This window comes from Streptomyces sp. NPDC092045, from assembly GCF_044756005.1.
Taxonomy (GTDB): domain Bacteria; phylum Actinomycetota; class Actinomycetes; order Streptomycetales; family Streptomycetaceae; genus Streptomyces.
Genome location: NZ_JBIVSC010000002.1, coordinates 504,581 through 522,673, shown reverse-complemented (window position 1 = coordinate 522,673; position 18,093 = coordinate 504,581). Strand labels below are relative to the sequence as shown.

Annotated in this window: 13 protein-coding genes; 7 read left to right on the top strand and 6 right to left on the bottom strand. The window is 73.3% G+C overall.

The features are described from left to right. Window positions 1–3 precede the first annotated feature (3 nt). From ACIQKA_RS09135 to ACIQKA_RS09125, 3 genes are all read right to left on the bottom strand, one after another. The gene (locus ACIQKA_RS09135) at window positions 4–2,085 is read right to left on the bottom strand and encodes a molybdopterin oxidoreductase family protein (RefSeq protein ID WP_383151074.1); all 2,082 of its coding nucleotides are present in this window, start codon (window positions 2,083–2,085) and stop codon (window positions 4–6) included. Between the two features lie 106 nt (window positions 2,086–2,191). Next, complete coding sequence (locus ACIQKA_RS09130) at window positions 2,192–2,881, bottom strand: vancomycin high temperature exclusion protein (RefSeq protein WP_402540529.1); 690 nt, start codon at window positions 2,879–2,881, stop codon at window positions 2,192–2,194. Window positions 2,882–2,927: 46 nt separating this feature from the next. Beyond that, window positions 2,928–3,650, bottom strand: a complete 723-nt coding sequence (locus ACIQKA_RS09125) for an aquaporin (protein WP_383151076.1) — start codon at window positions 3,648–3,650, stop codon at window positions 2,928–2,930. A gap of 85 nt (window positions 3,651–3,735) precedes the next feature. On the opposite strand from ACIQKA_RS09125, the gene ACIQKA_RS09120 reads away from it, so the two are divergent. The 6 genes from ACIQKA_RS09120 to ACIQKA_RS09095 all read left to right on the top strand — a co-directional run bounded on the left by ACIQKA_RS09120 (window position 3,736) and on the right by ACIQKA_RS09095 (window position 11,445). Beyond that, a complete protein-coding gene (locus tag ACIQKA_RS09120) occupies window positions 3,736–4,200 on the top strand; it encodes a GNAT family N-acetyltransferase (RefSeq protein WP_383151152.1) in 465 nt (154 codons plus the stop codon). A 623-nt stretch (window positions 4,201–4,823) separates the two neighbouring features. Beyond that, window positions 4,824–5,615 (top strand): sirohydrochlorin chelatase, encoded by a 792-nt coding sequence (locus ACIQKA_RS09115; RefSeq protein ID WP_402540527.1) that lies wholly within the window; start codon window positions 4,824–4,826, stop codon window positions 5,613–5,615. Window positions 5,616–5,649: 34 nt separating this feature from the next. Further along, a complete protein-coding gene (locus ACIQKA_RS09110; protein WP_383151078.1) occupies window positions 5,650–6,960 on the top strand; it encodes a deoxyguanosinetriphosphate triphosphohydrolase in 1,311 nt (436 codons plus the stop codon). Between the two features lie 131 nt (window positions 6,961–7,091). Then, the gene (locus tag ACIQKA_RS09105) at window positions 7,092–8,351 is read left to right on the top strand and encodes an NAD(P)/FAD-dependent oxidoreductase (RefSeq protein WP_383151079.1); all 1,260 of its coding nucleotides are present in this window, start codon (window positions 7,092–7,094) and stop codon (window positions 8,349–8,351) included. A 29-nt stretch (window positions 8,352–8,380) separates the two neighbouring features. Continuing rightward, a complete protein-coding gene (dnaG, locus tag ACIQKA_RS09100; RefSeq protein WP_383151080.1) occupies window positions 8,381–10,270 on the top strand; it encodes a DNA primase in 1,890 nt (629 codons plus the stop codon). Window positions 10,271–10,344: 74 nt separating this feature from the next. After that, a complete protein-coding gene (locus ACIQKA_RS09095) occupies window positions 10,345–11,445 on the top strand; it encodes an RNA polymerase sigma factor (protein WP_402540526.1) in 1,101 nt (366 codons plus the stop codon). Between the two features lie 29 nt (window positions 11,446–11,474). Here ACIQKA_RS09095 and ACIQKA_RS09090 read toward each other — a convergent pair whose 3' ends face one another. Further along, window positions 11,475–11,618, bottom strand: a complete 144-nt coding sequence (locus ACIQKA_RS09090; RefSeq protein ID WP_391092841.1) for a hypothetical protein — start codon at window positions 11,616–11,618, stop codon at window positions 11,475–11,477. A gap of 242 nt (window positions 11,619–11,860) precedes the next feature. Between ACIQKA_RS09090 and ACIQKA_RS09085 the strand changes: the two genes are divergently transcribed. Further along, the gene (locus tag ACIQKA_RS09085; RefSeq protein WP_402540524.1) at window positions 11,861–14,200 is read left to right on the top strand and encodes a hypothetical protein; all 2,340 of its coding nucleotides are present in this window, start codon (window positions 11,861–11,863) and stop codon (window positions 14,198–14,200) included. Between the two features lie 107 nt (window positions 14,201–14,307). Here the strand turns inward: ACIQKA_RS09085 and ACIQKA_RS09080 are convergent, their stop codons facing one another. Then, window positions 14,308–16,236, bottom strand: a complete 1,929-nt coding sequence (locus tag ACIQKA_RS09080) for an ABC transporter ATP-binding protein (RefSeq protein ID WP_402540522.1) — start codon at window positions 16,234–16,236, stop codon at window positions 14,308–14,310. Then, window positions 16,236–17,969 carry an ABC transporter ATP-binding protein gene (locus ACIQKA_RS09075; protein WP_402540521.1) on the bottom strand — a complete coding sequence of 578 codons (1,734 nt, stop codon included), beginning with the start codon at window positions 17,967–17,969 and terminating at the stop codon, window positions 16,236–16,238. Before ACIQKA_RS09075 ends, ACIQKA_RS09080 begins: the two co-directional genes overlap by 1 nt. Between the last annotated feature and the right edge of the window lie 124 nt (window positions 17,970–18,093).

The window sequence follows — 18,093 nt, the reverse complement described above, 5'->3', positions numbered from 1 at the left end:
GCCTCAGGCCCGCTCCAGGCGCACCGCGCACACCTTGAACTCCGGCATCCGGGAGACCGGGTCGAGCGCCGGGTTCACCAGGGTGTTGGCCCGGCCCTCGCCCGCCCAGTGGAAGGGCATGAAGACGGTGTCCGGCCGGATCGACGCGGTGATCCGGGCCGGCGCGACGGCCCGGCCGCGCCGCGACACCACCGTGATCCGCTCGCCCTCGGCCACCCCGATCCGCCGGGCGAGCCTCGGGTGCAGCTCCACGAAGGGGCCGGGCGCCGCCGCGTTCAGCTCGTCGACCCGCCGGGTCTGCGCCCCCGACTGGTACTGGGACACCACCCGGCCCGTGGTCAGCACGACCGGGTACTCGGCGTCGGTCTCCTCGGCCGCCGCGCGGTACGTCACCGGCACGAACCGGGCCCGCCCGTCGGCCGTCGCGAACCGGTCCAGGAACAGCCGGGGCGTCCCCGGGTGATCCGGACCCGGGCACGGCCAGAACACGCCCCGCTCCTCCTCGACGCGCCGGTAGTCGATGCCCGAGTAGTCGGCGGGCCCGCCGGCCGAGGCGCGGCGCAGCTCCTCGAAGACCTCCTCGGGGTCGACGGGGAAGCCCTTCTCGTGTCCGAGGAGCCCCGCGAGCCCGTGCAGCACCTCCAGGTCGCTCCGCACCCCGGCGGGCGGGTCGAGGGCCCGGCGGCGGAGCAGCACGCGCCCCTCCAGGTTGGTCATGGTGCCGGTCTCCTCCGCCCACTGGGTGACGGGCAGGACGACGTCGGCGAGCGCGGCGGTCTCGGAGAGCACCACGTCCGCGACGGCGAGGAAGTCCAGCGACCGCAGCCGCCCCTCGACGTGCGCGGCGCGCGGCGCGGAGACCACCGGGTTGGAGCCCATGAGCAGCAGGGCCCTCACGTCCCCGCCGAGCGCGTCCAGGAGTTCGTACGCGCTCCGCCCCGGCCCCGGCAGCGACTCCGGGTCGACGCCCCACACCCCGGCCACGTGCGCGCGTGCGGCCGGGTCGTCGAGCTTGCGGTAGCCGGGGAGCTGGTCGGCCTTCTGGCCGTGCTCCCGGCCGCCCTGGCCGTTGCCCTGGCCGGTGAGGCAGCCGTAGCCGCTCAGCGGCCGTCCGGCCCGGCCGGTGGCCAGGCACAGGTTGATCCAGGCGCCGACGGTGTCGGTGCCCTTGGACTGCTGCTCGGGGCCGCGCGCGGTGAGGACCATGCCGGTGGGCGCGTCGCAGAACATCGCGACGGCCTCGCGCAGCAGCGGCACGGACACGCCGGTGATCCGCTCGACCTGCTCGGGCCAGTGGGACATGGCCCCGGCGCGGGCCTCCTCCCAGCCGCCGGTCCGCTCCCGCACGAACTCCTCGTCCACCCGGCCCTCGGCCACCACCAGGTGCAGCATGCCGAGGGCGAGCGCGAGGTCGGTGCCGGGGCGGGGCGCCAGGTGCAGGTCGGCCTGCTCGGCGGTGCGGGTGCGGCGCGGGTCCACGACGATCAGTTTTCCGCCGTTCTCCCTCAGCTCGGTGAGGTAGCGCAGGGCGGGCGGCATGGTCTCGGCGAGGTTGGAGCCGACGAGGATCACGCACCCGGTCCTCGGGACGTCCTCCAGGGGGAAGGGGAGGCCCCGGTCGAGGCCGAAGGCCCGCTGGTGCGCGGCGGCCGCCGACGACATGCAGAAGCGCCCGTTGTAGTCGATCTGCGAGGTGCCGAGGACGACCCGGGCGAACTTGCCCAGGGAGTACGCCTTCTCGTTGGTGAGGCCGCCGCCGCCGAAGACCCCCACGGCATCGGGGCCGTGGTCGGCGCGGGTCCGGCGCAGCCCGTCGGCGACGGCGGCGAGCGCCTCCTCCCAGGACGCGGGCGCCAGGGCCCCCGTGTCGGGGCTTCGGACCAGGGGCCCGGTGAGCCGGACCCGCGAGGAGAGTACGGAGGGGGCGGTGCGGCCCTTGCCGCACAGGGCGCCCCGGTTGACGGGGAAGTCGGTCCGCTCGACCACCTCAGCGGGCAGCTCCGGAGCGCCGGTGGGACGCAGCGACATCCCGCACTGGAGGGCGCAGTAGGGGCAGTGGGTGGGGACGGCGGTGGCGTCGGACATGCCGCCAGGGTGGGACGGGAGTGTTACGCGGGACGGCGCGGCGTATTACGGGCGCGGTGCCATGCCCTCCGCCGGGCGGGCGGCTGAGGGTGAGGGAGGTCCCGCCTCAGCGGGCCGGCCCGGGGGAGGCCAGCGCCTCGGCGACGCCCTTCTCCTCCGGGCCGAGGAAGCGGGGATCGGGCCGCAGGCCGGCGTCGAGGGCGGCCTTGCCCGCCGCGAGGACCTCGCGGGCGGTGCCGTAGTACCAGGTGAGGTCGTGGGGTTCGGCGGCCCCGACCCCGTACGCGTCGACGCCCGCGCGCCCGCACAGCGCGACGGCCCGCTTGACGTGGAAGTCCTGGGTGACGAGGACGGCCCGGTCGACGCCGAAGACCCTCCTGGCCCGCACGCAGGAGTCCCAGGTGTCGAAGCCCGCGTGGTCGCTGACGATCCGTCCGTCCGGCACCCCGCGCCCGATGAGGTACGCGCGCATGGCGCTGGGCTCGTCGTACGAGGTCCGGCTGTTGTCGCCGGTGACGAGGAGGACCCGCACCTTGCCCGTGCGGTACAGCTCGGCGGCGGTGTCGAGCCGGTGCGCGAGGTACGGGGTGGGGCGGCCCTTCCACAGCCCGGCGCCGAAGACGACGGCGACGTCCCGGGCGGGCACGTCGGCGGTGGTGCGGAGCCTCCCGGCGGCGGCCGTGTGCATCCAGGCGGCGGGCAGGAGCGCGAGGACGGCGCCCGCCATAATGGCCTGGACCGCGCGGCGGCGGGCCCGGACGCTGCGGGGGAGCCACCGGGTGAACCGTGCCGGCATGCGGGAACCTCCGTGGAAGCGGACGTGGACGGGAACGGGTGTGCCGTCACCCCGTCCGACGCGCCCCGGCCGCGTCCGGTTCGCCCGGAGCCCGGTCCGTGCCGTAGAGCACACCCGCCAGGACCAGGCCGCACAGCATCCCGAGCAGCTGCGCGGCGGCGAAGGCAGGCACCGAGGCGGGGGCGATCCCGGTGAAGGAGTCGGAGAGGGAACGGCCCACGGTGGCCGCCGGATTGGCGAAGGACCCCGAGGAGGTGAACCAGATCGCCGCGCCGATGTAGCCGGCCACGGCGACCGGGGCGAGGGCGGGCCGGCCGATGTGGCGCAGGCCTTGCACGACCAGGACGAGTCCGGCGGTGGCGACGGCCTCGCCGAGCAGCAGGTGGAGGGCCGAGCGCGGCTCGGTGGCCCAGGCGCCGGGCGTCCGGCCGAACATCGCCTCGGCGAGCAGGGCGCCCGAGACCGCCCCCGCGAGCTGGGCGCCGATGTAGGCGAGGGCCTCGCGCCCCCCGCGCTCGGGGCGCCGGGACCACCACTCGGAGAGCGTCACGACGGGGTTGAAGTGGGCCCCGGAGAGCGGGCCGATCAGGGCGATGAGCAGCCCGAGGCCGAGCGCGGAGGCGGAGGCGTTGGCGAGCAGCCGGACGCCGGTGTCCTGGCTGAGGGAGTCGGCGCGGATGCCGGAGCCGACGACGACGGCGACGAGGGCGGCGGTGCCGATGAACTCGGCGGCGGCGCGCCGGGGGAGCGACGCGGGGGACATTCTCATGGTGGAAAAGATATTCCGTGATTCGGAAGGAAAAAAGAGGGGAGGGGAGGGGCACGGGGCCCGTACGATCCGGACCGTGAACACGATGAAGACCGACGGGCTCGTCGTCCGCCGCGCGGTCGGCTCCGACGCCGCCGCGGCGGCCGAGGTCTGGCTGCGCTCCTACGCGGCGGCGCTCCCGGGCGTGCGCCGGGCGCACACCGACGACGAGGTCAGGCACTGGTTCCGGGAGGTGCTCGTCCCCCACCGGGAGACCTGGGTGGCGACGGCCGGGGACGCGCCCGTCGCCGTGATGGTCCTCGACGGCGAGGACCTGGACCAGCTCTACGTCGACCCGCCGTGGCGCGGCCGGGGCGTCGGCGACCGGCTCGTGGACCTGGCCAAGCGGCGCCGCCCGGCCGGCCTGGAGCTCTGGACGTTCCTGGTCAACGCCCCGGCGCGGCGCTTCTACGAGCGGCACGGCTTCGTCGCCGCCGAGCACACCGACGGCTCGCGCAACGAGGAGCGCGAGCCGGACGTCCGGTACGCGTGGCGCCCGGAACCGTCCTGACAGGACGCGCGCGGCGGCCGTGAGGTCGCGGAAAACAGCCGTGACCCCCGCGCAACGGGCAGGCAACGCGGGACCCGCAGGATCGGTCCGTGACGGAGCCGGACAGCACGTTCGACACCACCGCCGAGCTGCCCGGCGGGATCACCGGGCGACTCGGCGACCGGCTCGGCGAGGTCCGTCCGTACGGCCCCCGCCACCCGGGGACACGACATCCGGGGCCTGCGCCCCGGAACCCCGGACCCCGGAACCCCGGTGACCCGGTCGCCGGAGACCTGGACGCCGGAGTCCCGGCCACCGGGGGCACGGGCGCCGGAGGCCCGAGCACCGGAGGTACGGACCCCTCCGCCCGGCGCCCGTCCGCCGGAGCCCCGGGCGCTCCCGCCCGGCACCTGCCCGCCGACCGCACCGGACCCGGCCCAGCCGACCGCACCGGACCCGGCCCCGCCGACGACGCCGGGCACGGCCCAGCCGACCGCACCGGGCGACCCGCCGACGCCGCCGGGCGACGTACCCACCACGCCCGGCGGAGCCGCCCCGTCCCGCGGCCGCCCGCCGGAGGAATCCGGTCGGGTGCGTCCGTACGGCCGCCCGCAGGGGAAGCCCCACGAGGAGGTACACCCGCCATGCACCACCGCACCGCCCCCGCGCACCACCGCGCCGCACCCCCCGCCGCCCCCCGTCCGGCGGCCCTCGTCGCCGTCGGCCACGGCAGCCGCGACCCGCGCGCCCGCGCCGCCCTGCTCCGGCTCCTCGACCGCGTCCGCGAGCTCCGCCCCGGACTCGACGTCCGCCTCGCCCACATCGAGCTGAACGCCCCCCTCCTCGACGAGACCCTCGCCGGCCTCGCCGCCGAGGGCCGGGAGGCGGTCCTCGTCCCCCTCCTCTTCGCCCCCGGGCACCACGTCACCCACGACCTGCCCGCCGCCGTCGCCGCCGCACCCGGCCTCCGGGCCCGCGTCGCCGCACCCCTCGGCGCCCACCCCCTCCTCGCCGAGGCCCTCGCCGGCCGCCTCGCCGAAGCGGGCTGGACCCCGGAGGAGCGCGACCGGCGCACCACCGGCGTCGTCCTCGCCGCCGCCGGCTCCCGCGACCCCCGGTCCGGCGCCGAGACCCGCCGCATCGCCGCCCTCCTCGGCGAGCGCCTCGGCGTCCCCGTCGTCCCCGCCTACGCCTCCGCCGCCGCGCCCACCGTCCCCGAGGCCGTCGCCGCCCTCGCCGCCCGGGGCCGCCACCGGGTCGCGGTCGCCTCCTGCTTCACCGCCCCCGGCCTCTTCGCCGCCCGCGCCGCCGCCCACGCCTCCTGGATCGCCGCCGCGCCGCTCGGCGCCCACCCGGCCCTCGCCCGCCTGGTCCTCCACCGCCACGACCGCGCGCTCGCCGCGGCCGTCCCGGCGCGGGAACTCACCGCCGTCTGAGCGCTTCTCAGGTCCTTCCGGTTACCTTCGGGGCATGGAAGGCATCAAGGACACCAAGGACAGCACCGGCACCCCCGGATACGACCCCGCGGCGACCGAGCGCTGGGACCCCGAACCCGACAAGCAGCCGGGCCGCACCGCCTTCCAGCGCGACCGCGCCCGCGTGCTGCACTCCGCCGCGCTCCGCCGCCTCGCCGGCAAGACCCAGGTCGTCACCCCCGGCACCAGGAGCCACGCCTGGGACGCCAGCCCCCGCACCCGGCTCACCCACTCCCTGGAGTGCGCCCAGGTCGGCCGCGAGCTCGGCGCCGCCCTCGGCTGCGACCCCGACCTCGTCGAAGCCGCCTGCCTCTCCCACGACATGGGCCACCCGCCCTTCGGGCACAACGGCGAACAGGCCCTCAACGACGTCGCCAAGGACTGCGGCGGCTTCGAGGGCAACGCCCAGTCCCTCCGCCTCCTCACCCGCATCGAGCCCAAGCGCTTCGTCAAGGACGCCGACGGCGAACTCGTCAGCGTCGGCCTCAACCTCACCCGCGCCGCGCTCGACGCCGCCACCAAGTACCCCTGGGAACGCGGCGGCGACCCCCGGGACCCCGGCTCGCCCAAGTTCGGCGTGTACGAGGACGACCTGCCCGTCTTCGAGTGGATCCGGCGGGGCGCCCCCGCCCACCGCAAGTGCTTCGAGGCCCAGGTCATGGACTGGTCCGACGACGTGGCCTACTCGGTCCACGACTTCGAGGACGGCCTGCACGCCGGGCACATCGACCCCAACCTCCTCCTCGCCGAGCCCGAGCGCGCCGACATCTGGCAGGTCGCCATCGGCCGCTACGTCCCCGAGGACACCGACCCGCAGGAGCTGGCCGAGGCCCTGGACCGGCTCGTCGACCAGGAGTGGTGGCCGCACGGCTACGACGGCTCGGCCGTCGCCCAGGCCCGCCTCAAGGACGCCACCAGCCAGCTCATCGGCCGCTTCTGCCTCGCCGCCGAGGGCGCCACGAGGCAGGCGTACGGATCGGGCCGCCTCACCCGCTACGGCGCCGAGCTCGTCGTCCCCCGCGAGACCCGCAACGAGTGCGCCGTCCTCAAGGCCGTCGCTGTCCGCTACGTGATGCAGCGCGCCGAGCAGGAGGCCCTCCGCGCCGACCAGCGGATCGTCGTCGCCGAACTCGCCGAGGCCCTCGTCGCCCGCGCCCCCGACGGACTCGAACCGCAGTTCCGCGCCGCCCACGACGCGGCGCCCGACGACCGGGCCCGCAAGCGCGTGGTCGTCGACCAGATCGCCTCCCTCACCGACGCCTCCGCCCGCGCCCTCCACGCCCGCTTCCACCACCCGCGGGTTTAGGCCCCCCGCCCCCGGGCCCCCTTCCGCCGCCCCCCTCCGTGCGGGACGCTCGCATGCGGCCCCGGGGCGGTACGGCCGGACGAACGTCCGGGGGCGTAGGTTGGAACCGGTCGCAACGAGGAGGAAACGACGTGGTCGACGCAGATCAGACCTTTGTCATCGTCGGCGGGGGCCTGGCAGGGGCCAAGGCGGCGGAGACCCTGCGCGCCGAGGGGTTCAACGGCCGGGTGATCCTCATCGGGGACGAACGCGACCACCCCTACGAGCGCCCACCCCTCTCCAAGGGCTACCTCACCGGGGACAAGGAACGCGACAGCACCCTCGTCCACGAGCCCGCCTGGTACGCGGCGAACGACGTCGAGCTGCACCTCGGACAGCCCGTCACCGCGATCGACCGCGAGGCCCGCACGGTCCGCCTCGGCGACGGCACCGTCATCCGCTACGACAAGCTGCTCCTGGCCACCGGCTCCGAGCCGCGCCGCCTCGACGTCCCCGGCACCGACCTCACCGGCGTCCACCACCTGCGCCGGCTCGCCCACGCCGACCGGCTCCGCCAGGTCCTCGCCGGCCTCGGCCGGGACAACGGACACCTGGTGATCGCCGGCGGCGGCTGGATCGGCCTGGAGGTCGCCGCCGCCGCCCGCGGCTACGGCGCCGAGGTCACCGTCGTCGAGGCCGACCCCACCCCGCTCCACCGGGTCCTCGGCCCCGAGCTCGGCCAGCTCTTCGCCGACCTCCACAGCGACCACGGCGTCCGCTTCCACTTCGGCGCCCGGCTCACCGAGATCGTCGGCCAGGACGGCCTGGTCCTCGCCGTCCGCACCGACGACGGCGAGGAGCACCCGGCGCACGCCGTCCTCGCCGCGATCGGCGCCGCCCCCCGCACCGCCCTCGCCGAGAACTCCGGGCTCGCCCTCGTCGACCGGGCCGACGGCGGCGGCATCGCCGTCGACGAGTCCCTGCGCACCTCCGACCCGGACGTCTTCGCCGCCGGGGACGTGGCCGCCGCCCACCACCCGCTCCTCCGCACCCGGCTCCGCGTCGAGCACTGGGCCAACGCCCTCAACGGCGGCCCCGCCGCCGCCCGCGCCATGCTCGGCAAGCACGTCTCGTACGACCGGGTGCCGTACTTCTTCTCCGACCAGTACGACCTGGGCATGGAGTACTCGGGCTGGGCGCCCCCCGGCTCGTACGACCAGGTCGTGGTCCGCGGCGACACCGGCAAGCGCGAGTTCATCGCCTTCTGGCTCAAGGGCGGGCGCGTCCTCGCCGGGATGAACGTGAACGTGTGGGACGTCACAGAGCCGATCCAGAACCTCATCCGCGCCCGGACGCCGGTGGACCCGGACGCCCTCGCCGACCCCTCCGTCCCCCTGGACGGCCTGGTCTGATCACCGCCGCTCCCACGTAGACTTCACGCGTGGCAGGCAGGATCAACGACGACGACGTGAAGGCGGTGCGGGACGCCGTCCCGATCGACGCCGTCGTGTCCGAATACCTCCAGCTGCGCAACGCGGGCGGCGGGAACCTCAAGGGGCTCTGCCCCTTCCACGACGAGAAGTCGCCCTCCTTCCAGGTCAGCCCGAGCAAGGGGCTCTTCCACTGCTTCGGCTGCCAGGAGGGCGGCGACACCATCGCCTTCGTGATGAAGATCGACCACCTCTCCTTCTCGGAGACGGTCGAGCGCCTCGCCGCCAAGGCGGGCATCACGCTGCGGTACGAGGAGGGCGGCTACAACCCCGGCCACCAGCGCGGGGAGCGCATCCGGCTGATCGAGGCCCACCAGGCCGCCGCCCGCTTCTACGCCGACCGGCTCGGCTCCGCCGAGGCCGAGATCGGCCGCACGTTCCTCGCCGAGCGCGGCTTCGACCAGGCCGCCGCCGAGCACTTCGGCGTCGGCTACTCCCCGGCCGGCTGGGACCACCTCACCCGCTTCCTGCGCGGCAAGGGCTTCTCCGACAAGGAGCTGATCCTCTCCGGGCTCTCCCAGGACGGCCGCCGGGGCCCCATCGACCGCTTCCGCGGCCGGCTCATGTGGCCGATCAAGGACGTCGGCGGCGAGATCGTCGGCTTCGGCGCGCGCAGGCTCCGCGACGACGACAACGGACCCAAGTACCTCAACACCCCCGAGACCCCGGTCTACAAGAAGTCGCAGGTCCTCTACGGCATCGACCTGGCCAAGAAGGAGATCGCCAAGAGCAGCCGGGCCGTCGTCGTCGAGGGCTACACCGACGTCATGGCCTGCCACCTCGCCGGGGTCACCACCGCCATCGCCACCTGCGGCACCGCCTTCGGCGGCGACCACGTCAAGATCCTCCGCCGCCTCCTCATGGACAACGGCTCGGCCCGCGTCATCTTCACCTTCGACGGCGACGCCGCCGGCCAGAAGGCCGCCCTGCGCGCCTTCGAGGACGACCAGAAGTTCGCCGCCGAGACGTACATCGCCGTCGCCCCCGAGGGCATGGACCCCTGCGACCTGCGGCTCGCCAAGGGCGACGAGGCCGTCGCGGACCTGGTCGAACCCCGCACCCCGCTCTTCGAGTTCGCCCTCCGCCAGATCGTGAGGCGGTACGACCTGGAGACCCCGGCGGGCCGGGCCGCCGCCCTGGACGAGGCCGCCCCGATCGTCGCCAAGCTCAAGAACCTGGCCGTGCGGCACGGCGTCGCCGTCCAGCTCGCCGGCATGCTCGGGATCATGGACGAGCGGTTCGTCGTGCAGCGGGTCAGCCGGGTCGCCCAGTGGCAGCGGGACCGCGGCGGCCGGGGCCGCACGGACGACCGGCCGCGCCGCGAGACGCCGCGGATCCAGGCCCCCACGGCACCGCCGGGACCCGCGCTCAACCTGCGCAGCCCCGCCCACCGCACCGAGCGCGAACTCCTCAAACTCGCCCTCCAGCGGCCCGAACTGGTCTCCCCGGCCTTCGACGCCTACGGGATCGACGAGTTCACCGCCCCGCCCTACGCGGCGGTCCGCCAGTGCGTCCAGGACGCGGGCGGCGCCACCGGCGCGCCCGCCGACTACCTCGACGCGGTCCGCGCGGCCGCCCCCGACGACACCGTCCGCGCCCTCGTCACCGAACTCGCGGTCGAGACGATCTTCGCCAAGACCGTCGACGAGGCCTACGCGGGCGACCAGCTCGTCACCGTCCGGCTCCGCGCCGTCGACCGCCGCATCCGCGACGTCCAGGGCACCCTGGCCCGCCTCGGCCCGAACGGCGACCCGGAGAAGGTCGCCGCCGTGCAGAACGAACTGTGGGTGCTCACCCAGTACGGGCAGTCCCTGCGGAACAACGGCGCCGCCGCGCTCTGACGCACGGTCACCCGGCGGACTCAAAAAGTCACCGCACGCCCCTCGTGGCGGCGATGTGTCGTACCCCACACTGGATGACGGTGCCGTTCCGCTCCTCCTGGAGGTCGCCCGCCGTGCAGACCCAGACCGTGCCGCAGGACCAGCAGGACCAGCAGGACCAGCAGGACCAGCAGGACCGGGCAGAGTCCGGCGAGGTGGGGGAGGAGGTGGCGGAGGAGCCCGCCGTCCCCGCCCCGCGCGGCCGCCCGGACCCCGGCGGCGGCGGACCCTCCTCCGACCTCTTCCGGCAGTACCTGCGCGAGATCGGCCGCATCCCGCTCCTCAGCGCCGAGGAGGAGGTCGAACTGGCCCGCCGCGTCGAGGCCGGCCTCTTCGCCGAGGAGAAGCTCGCCGGCACCCCGGACCTGGACACCCGCCTGGCGGGCGAGCTGGACCAGCTCGTCGTCCTCGGCCGGATCGCGAAGCGCAGGCTCATCGAGGCCAACCTCCGCCTCGTCGTCTCCGTCGCCAAGCGGTACGTGGGCCGGGGCCTGACCATGCTCGACCTCGTGCAGGAGGGCAACCTCGGCCTCATCCGGGCCGTCGAGAAGTTCGACTACGCGCGCGGCTTCAAGTTCTCCACCTACGCCACCTGGTGGATCCGCCAGGCCATGTCCCGGGCCCTCGCCGACCAGGCCCGCACCATCCGCGTCCCCGTCCACGTCGTGGAACTCATCAACCGGGTCGTCCGCGTCCAGCGCCGCATGCTCCAGGAACGCGGCTACGAGCCCACCGCCGAAGAGGTCGCCGCCCAGCTGGACCTGCCCCCCGAGCGCATCGGAGAGGTGCTCCGCCTCGCCCAGGAACCGGTCTCCCTGCACACCCCCGTCGGCGAGGAGGAGGATGTCGCCCTCGGCGACCTCATCGAGGACGGCGACGCCGCCTCCCCGGTCGAGTCCGCCGCCTTCCTGCTCCTCCGCCGCCACCTGGAGGACGTCCTCTCCACCCTCAACGAACGCGAACGCAAGGTCGTCCAGCTCCGCTACGGCCTCGACGACGGCCGCCCCCGCACCCTGGAGGAGATCGGCCGGCTCTTCGGCGTCACCCGCGAACGCATCCGCCAGATCGAGTCCAAGACCCTCAACAAACTCCGCGACCACGCCTACGCGGACCAGCTGCGCGGCTATCTCGACTGAAGGTTGGGCGCGGAGCGGAAGGAGGCCGTCTACCGGTGCTGCAGCCAGTGGACGATCGCCGTCACGAGGGCGGAGCCGGCGGTACCAGCCGCGCCGACGCCGGCCCGGAGGAGGAGCCGGCGCCACACGGGCCGCCGGGTCTGTGTCCGCTGGGAGCGGGTGGTGTCGGGCATGACTGGCCTTCCTGATCAGCCGGATGCGACACCCGGTCGCCGGCTTCCTCGTTCGTCCCCTCATGGTCATCCGGCCGCACGGCTCGGAGCAGGAGTGCGGCGTTGCCGATCAGGGATGGCACCACGCTGCTCGACCGTGGACGGCGCATGGCAACGGGGCTGGACGGTCAAGGGTGTTGCCGGTTCGAACGGCAACGCCCAGGAGGTGTCCGGTGCATGGGGAAGAGTCGATACTGGCGTACATGCTCGACAGCACCTCTGAGACCACGGACACGGCCGCCGACGGGCGCAGGAAGCCATCGCAGCTGGCCGAGTTGAAGGCCGGTCTGCTCCCGGAGAAAAGGGCGTTGGCCGAGGACCTCCGCTCCCTGTTCGGCGCTCTGGGCCTCAGCGTGCGGGGGTACGCGCTGCGCCGTCACCTCGACGCGAGTTCGGTGACGCGCTACCTCAACGGGGAGCGGGTGCCGCAGTGGAAATTCGTGGCCGAGCTGATCGGCGATGTCCGGGAGGCCGCCGCGCCCCTGACGCCCGAGGCCGAGAAGGCGCTGCGGGACACGCACCGGGCGGCGCTCAGGACGAACCGGCGCGGCAGTGAGATCCAGAACCTCCAGGACCGGCTGGCGAGCGTGGACGAGGAGACCCGCAGGATCAAGGCACGGGAACGGGCCCTGGAAGAGGCCCTGTTCGACCGTGAGAAGACCTTGTCGGAGTCCATCACCCGTTGTCACCGCCTGGAGACGAGACTCGACAGCCAGCGGTCGGCGCACACAGCGGACCTGGCCCTCTGGAAAGGAGAGTGGGAACAGCTCCAGGACGAGTGCGGCCACCTCCACCAGGAGGTCCTGTTCCTGCAGGAGGCGCTTGCCGTCACACGGGCCGAGCTGATCGCCGCGGAGGGGGAATGCCACCGGCTGGAGACCGAACTCGAAACGATGGCGGGGCTGGAGACCCGTGCCGGAGGGGTCTCGTCGCTGATGGCGGCCCTGGAGGCGGCGGACCGCACGGCCACCGTATCGGAGCTGCTCACGGTGATCGGTGACCTGGAGGCCCGCACGCAGAAGGCGATGGCGCGCGAACTCGTCTCGTCGGTCAGCCGGTCCCGCAGGGTGGAAGACGTGGCGGCGTTGCTGACGGGGCTGCAACGGGCCGGCCTCCACGCGCACGCGGAGGCCGCCCTGCCGGCCCTGGTGATGACCCGTCCCGTCGCGGAGACGGCGGCGATGGCGGCCGAACTCCACCGCGCCGGGTTAGAGGACTATGTGGCGACCTTGCTCCGCTCGTCCATCGAGCTGCACACCCCGTGCGACGTCATCGGCCTCGCTCTCCTCCTGCGGCGCGGTCGGCTCGAAGAGGTGACCCAGACCCTCCTCTCCGCGGCGTTCGTCGTGCGGACGGTGACCGACGTGGTCGCGATGACCGTATGGGCCGCCGGCACGGACGCCGAACCCTCGACCCTCGCCGCTCTGGGCCCCGCCGCCGCGCACCGCAGCTCACAGGAGGTCGTGGAGCTGAGCATCGCCCTTCGCAACGCGGGCCGCGACAAGCACGTCGAGTCCCTTCGGGCTGCGGCCGCGGAACGGCGGAGCGCCAAGGACGTCGTCAACGTCATCGAGTGCTTCATGGCCAAGGATATGGACACGGAGGCGGACCACGTCTTCGCGCTGTCGCAGAACAGGGACGTCCCCCATGTGCTGGCGCTGGCACGGGCCATGGTCCAGGCCGGGCACAGTGACCGAGTGGCCTCGATAGTGGGCCACGCCGTGCGGCACCGGCCCGTCGACGACGTCGCCGCCATGATCATCGATCTCTACAACACCGAGCACTTCCCCCAGGCCGCGCAGGTGCTGATGAGTGCCGTGCGCAGATCAGCGGCCACGGCCCCCTGCCTGTTCAGCGCCCTGGACAAGTGGTACCCCGGTGCCGAGGCCGTCGTGCACATGGTCGCGGCCTCGGGCAGCCCGGAGAACGCGGCCTTCCTCATGGCCTGTCTGGAGAGCGCCGGACTGCATCCGCTGGCCGAGGCCGTGTTCCGTACGACGCTGATGCAACGGCCCACCGGTCACGCCGGGGTGTTCCTGCAGTGGCTGGCCTCTTCGGGAACCGCGGCCGGCCGGGAAGAAGCCCTGCGCGAGCGTGCCCGAGCCGCCCACGGACCTGATACGGCGTCTCTGCTCCTGGCCCTGGTTGCCGCCCGACTGTCCCCTGCGGTGGACGCCGTCGTCCAGGGGGCGGTCACCGATGCCGCGGCCGCCGACGTGGTGATGCTGATCAAGCAGCTGCGAGCCGTCGACCACCCCACCGATCCCAGGGCCGAGGAGGTCATCGGACGGATCGCCGCCACCGTGGTGGACGCGTGGACGACGCACAAGCAGGTGTCGCTGGTGATAACCCTCTCCGAGATCGGCCTGGCCCACGACGCCGAATTCTTCACCCGGAGGGCTTCCGAACGGCCGAACTTCAAGAAGAACCTGAAGAGCGAGCAGACCAAGCATGCGCAGCGGGTCTTCTCCCCGAAGTTCTGGAGGAAGCGGCCGGAGGACGTGGAACACGAAGGGGGACCCGTAAGGGCGATGCGGTCGTAGGGCGGCGTGGCGACACGGGCCGAAGCGCGGCCGGAGCAGGTCTTCGGCCCCACCCGCCGACGCTCCGTGCCGCATCCGGTGCGGCACGGAGCGTTCTCCGCCCGCCGTCAGTCGACCTCCGCGACCGCCTGCGCGAACTGCGCCGCGTACAGGCGGGAGTAGGCGCCGCCCGAGGACAGCAGCTCCCCGTGCGTGCCCTGCTCCACGATCGAGCCGTTCTCCATCACCAGGATCACGTCCGCGTCCCGGATGGTGGAGAGGCGGTGGGCGATCACGAACGAGGTGCGGCCGTGGGCGAGGCGGGCCATCGCCTTCTGGATCAGGACCTCGGTGCGGGTGTCCACCGAACTGGTGGCCTCGTCCAGGACGAGGACCACCGGGTCGGAGAGGAACGCGCGCGCGATGGTGATCAGCTGCTTCTCGCCCGCGCTCACCCCCGAGCCCTCGTCGTCGAGGACCGTGTCGTACCCGTCGGGCAGGGTCCGGACGAACCGGTCGGCGTGCGCGGCCCGCGCCGCCTCCTCGATCTCCTCCCGGCTCACCGGGCGCGTCGCGCCGTACGCGATGTTGTCCGCGATCGTCCCGCCGAAGAGCCAGGTGTCCTGGAGGACCATCCCGATCCCGCTCCGCAGCCGCTCGCGCGACATCTTCGCGACGTCCACCCCGTCCAGGGCGATCCGGCCGCCCGTCACCTCGTAGAACCGCATCAGCAGGTTCACCAGGGTCGTCTTGCCCGCGCCCGTCGGACCGACGATCGCGACCGTCTGCCCCGGCTCCACCGTCAGCGACAGGTCCTCGATGAGCGGCTTGTCCTCCTCGTAGCGGAAGGAGACGTGCTCCAGGGAGACCCGGCCGCGGGCCTCCAGAGGCTCCTCGCCCGTCGGGGCGTCCGGCTCCTGCTCCTCCGCGTCGAGCAGCTCGAAGATCCGCTCCGCCGAGGCCACGCCCGACTGCACCAGGTTCGCCATCGACGCGACCTGCGTCAGCGGCATCGAGAACTGGCGCGAGTACTGGATGAAGGCCTGCACGTCACCGATGGAGAGCGTGCCGCTCGCCACCCGCAGACCGCCGACCACGGCCACCAGGACGTAGTTGATGTTCGAGATGAAGAACATCACCGGCTGCATCACGCCGGAGTTGAACTGCGCCTTGAACCCGGCCTCGTACAGCGCCTCGTTCTGCTCGCGGAAGTCCCGCGCGGACTCCTCCTGCCGCCCGAAGACCTTCACCAGGGCGTGCCCGGTGTACATCTCCTCGATGTGCGCGTTGAGCGTGCCCGTGGACTTCCACTGCTGCACGAAGTGCGGCTGCGAGCGCTTGCCGATCCGCGCCGCCACGAACACCGACACCGGCACCGTCACGAGGGCCACCAGGGCGAGCAGCGGCGAGATCCAGAACATCATCGCGAGCACGCCGACGATCGTCAGGAGCGAGTTGACGAGCTGGCCCATCGACTGCTGGAGCGTCTGCGAGACGTTGTCGATGTCGTTGGTCGCCCGGGACAGCACCTCGCCGCGCTTGGCCTTGTCGAAGTACGACAGCGGCAGCCGCGCCAGCTTCGTCTGGACGTCCTCCCGCATCCGGTAGACCGTCCGGTTGATCACCTTGATCGAGAGCCGGGTGGAGACCAGCATCAGCAGGCCCGCCGCCACGTACACCGCGAGGACCAGGAGCAGCACCTCGCCCACGGCCGGGAAGTCGATCCCCCGCCCGGGGACGAAGTCGACGCCGGACAGCATGTCCGCCATGCCGTCCTGCCCGCCGGCGCGCAGCCGCTCCAGGGTCTCCGCCTTGGTGGCGCCCGCGTCCGTCTGCCGTCCGACCACACCGGCGAAGATCAGGTCCGTCGCCCGGCCCAGGATCTTCGGCCCGACCACGGAGGCCGCCACCGAGAGCACGCCGGCGACCAGCATCACCCAGAGCGCGCCGCGCTCCGGCGCGAGCTGCTTCAGCAGCCGCCTGCCCGAGCCCTTGAAGTCCATCGACCGCTGGTCGGGGCCGCCACCGGCCATCATGCGTCCGCCAGGACCGGCCATCAGGCTGCCTCCGCCTCGGTCAGCTGGGAGAGCACGATCTCCCGGTACGTCTCGTTGTCCGCCATCAGCTCGTGGTGGCGCCCGGTGCCCACCACCCGGCCCTCGTCCAGGACCACGATCCGGTCGGCGTCCCGGATGGTCGACACCCGCTGGGCGACGATCACCACGGTCGAGTCCGCCGTCTCCTCGGCGAGCGCGGCCCGCAGCAGCGCGTCCGTCTCGTAGTCGAGCGCGGAGAACGAGTCGTCGAACAGGTAGATCTCCGGCCGCTGCACGAGCGTCCGCGCGATGGCGAGCCGCTGCCGCTGCCCGCCGGAGACGTTGGTGCCGCCCTGCGCGATCGGCGCGTTCAGACCGTTCTCCAGGTTCCGCACGAAGTCGGCGGCCTGGGCGACCTCCAGGGCGTGCCACAGCTCCTCGTCGGTCGCGTCGGGCTTCCCGTACCGCAGGTTCGTCGCCACCGTCCCCGAGAAGAGGTACGGCTTCTGGGGCACGAGCCCGACGGCCCGCGCCATGAGGGCCGGGTCCAGGACGCGGACGTCCACGCCGTCCACGAGGACCTCGCCGCCGGTCGTGTCGAAGAGCCGGGGCACGAGTCCGAGCAGGGTCGACTTGCCGCTGCCCGTCGAGCCGATGATCGCGGTGGTCTCGCCGGGCCGGGCGACGAGCCCGACGTCCCTGAGGACCGGCTCCTCCGCGCCCGGGTAGCGGAACTCCGCGCCCCTGACCTCCAGGTGCCCGCGCCGGTCGAGCGCCGTGACCGGCTCGGCCGGCGGCACCACGCTGGACCCGGTCGCCAGGACCTCCTCGATGCGCTCGGCGCAGACCTCGGCGCGCGGCACCATCATGAACATGAAGGTGGCCATCATGACGGCCATCACGATCTGCATCAGATAGGCGAGGAAGGCGGTCAGCGCGCCGATCTCCATTCCGCCGCCGTCGATGCGGTGCGCGCCGAACCAGACCACGGCCACGCTGGACACGTTCACGACGGTCATCACCGTCGGGAACATCAGCGCCATCAGCCGGCCCGTCGCCATCGACACGTCGGTCAGCTCGGCGTTGGCCCCCCGGAAGCGCTCCTCCTCGTACCCGTCCTTCACGAAGGCGCGGATGACGCGGTTGCCGGTGATCTGCTCGCGCAGCACCCGGTTCACCGTGTCGAGGCGCGTCTGCATGGTCCGGAAGAGCGGCCGCATCCGCCGCACGATCAGCGACACGGCGACGCCGAGCACCGGCACCACGGCGAGCAGCACGCCCGACAGCGGCACGTCCTGGCCGAGCGCCATCACGATGCCGCCGACGCACATGATGGGCGCCGAGACCATCAGCGTGAACGCCATCAGGACCAGCATCTGGACCTGCTGCACGTCGTTGGTCGTCCGGGTGATCAGCGAGGGCGCGCCGAAGTGTCCGAGCTCCCGGGCGGAGAAGGACTGCACCCGGTCGAAGACGGCCCCGCGCACGTCCCGGCCGAGGGCGGACGCGGTCCGCGCGCCGTAGTACACGGCCCCGACGTTGCAGACGATCTGGACGACGGAGACGCCGACCATGAGGGCGCCGAACCGGAGGATGTAGCCGGTGTCCCCGTGCACGACACCGTTGTCGATGATGTCGGCGTTCAGGGTCGGCAGGTAGAGGCTCGCGCAGGTCTGCAGGAACTGGAGCAGCACGAGCAGCGCGATGGGTTTTCGATAAGGGTGTAGGTGGGTCCGGAGAAGTCTTATGAGCACGGGACTTACTATCGCCCGCCGCCCCGGGCCGTTACGACCGGTTTCCGGGGCGGTGGAAAGCCTGGTGAAGTCTTTACGAAGGAGCCTCCGCGGGACCTTCCCCGAGCGGGCCCCGGGCCCGCCC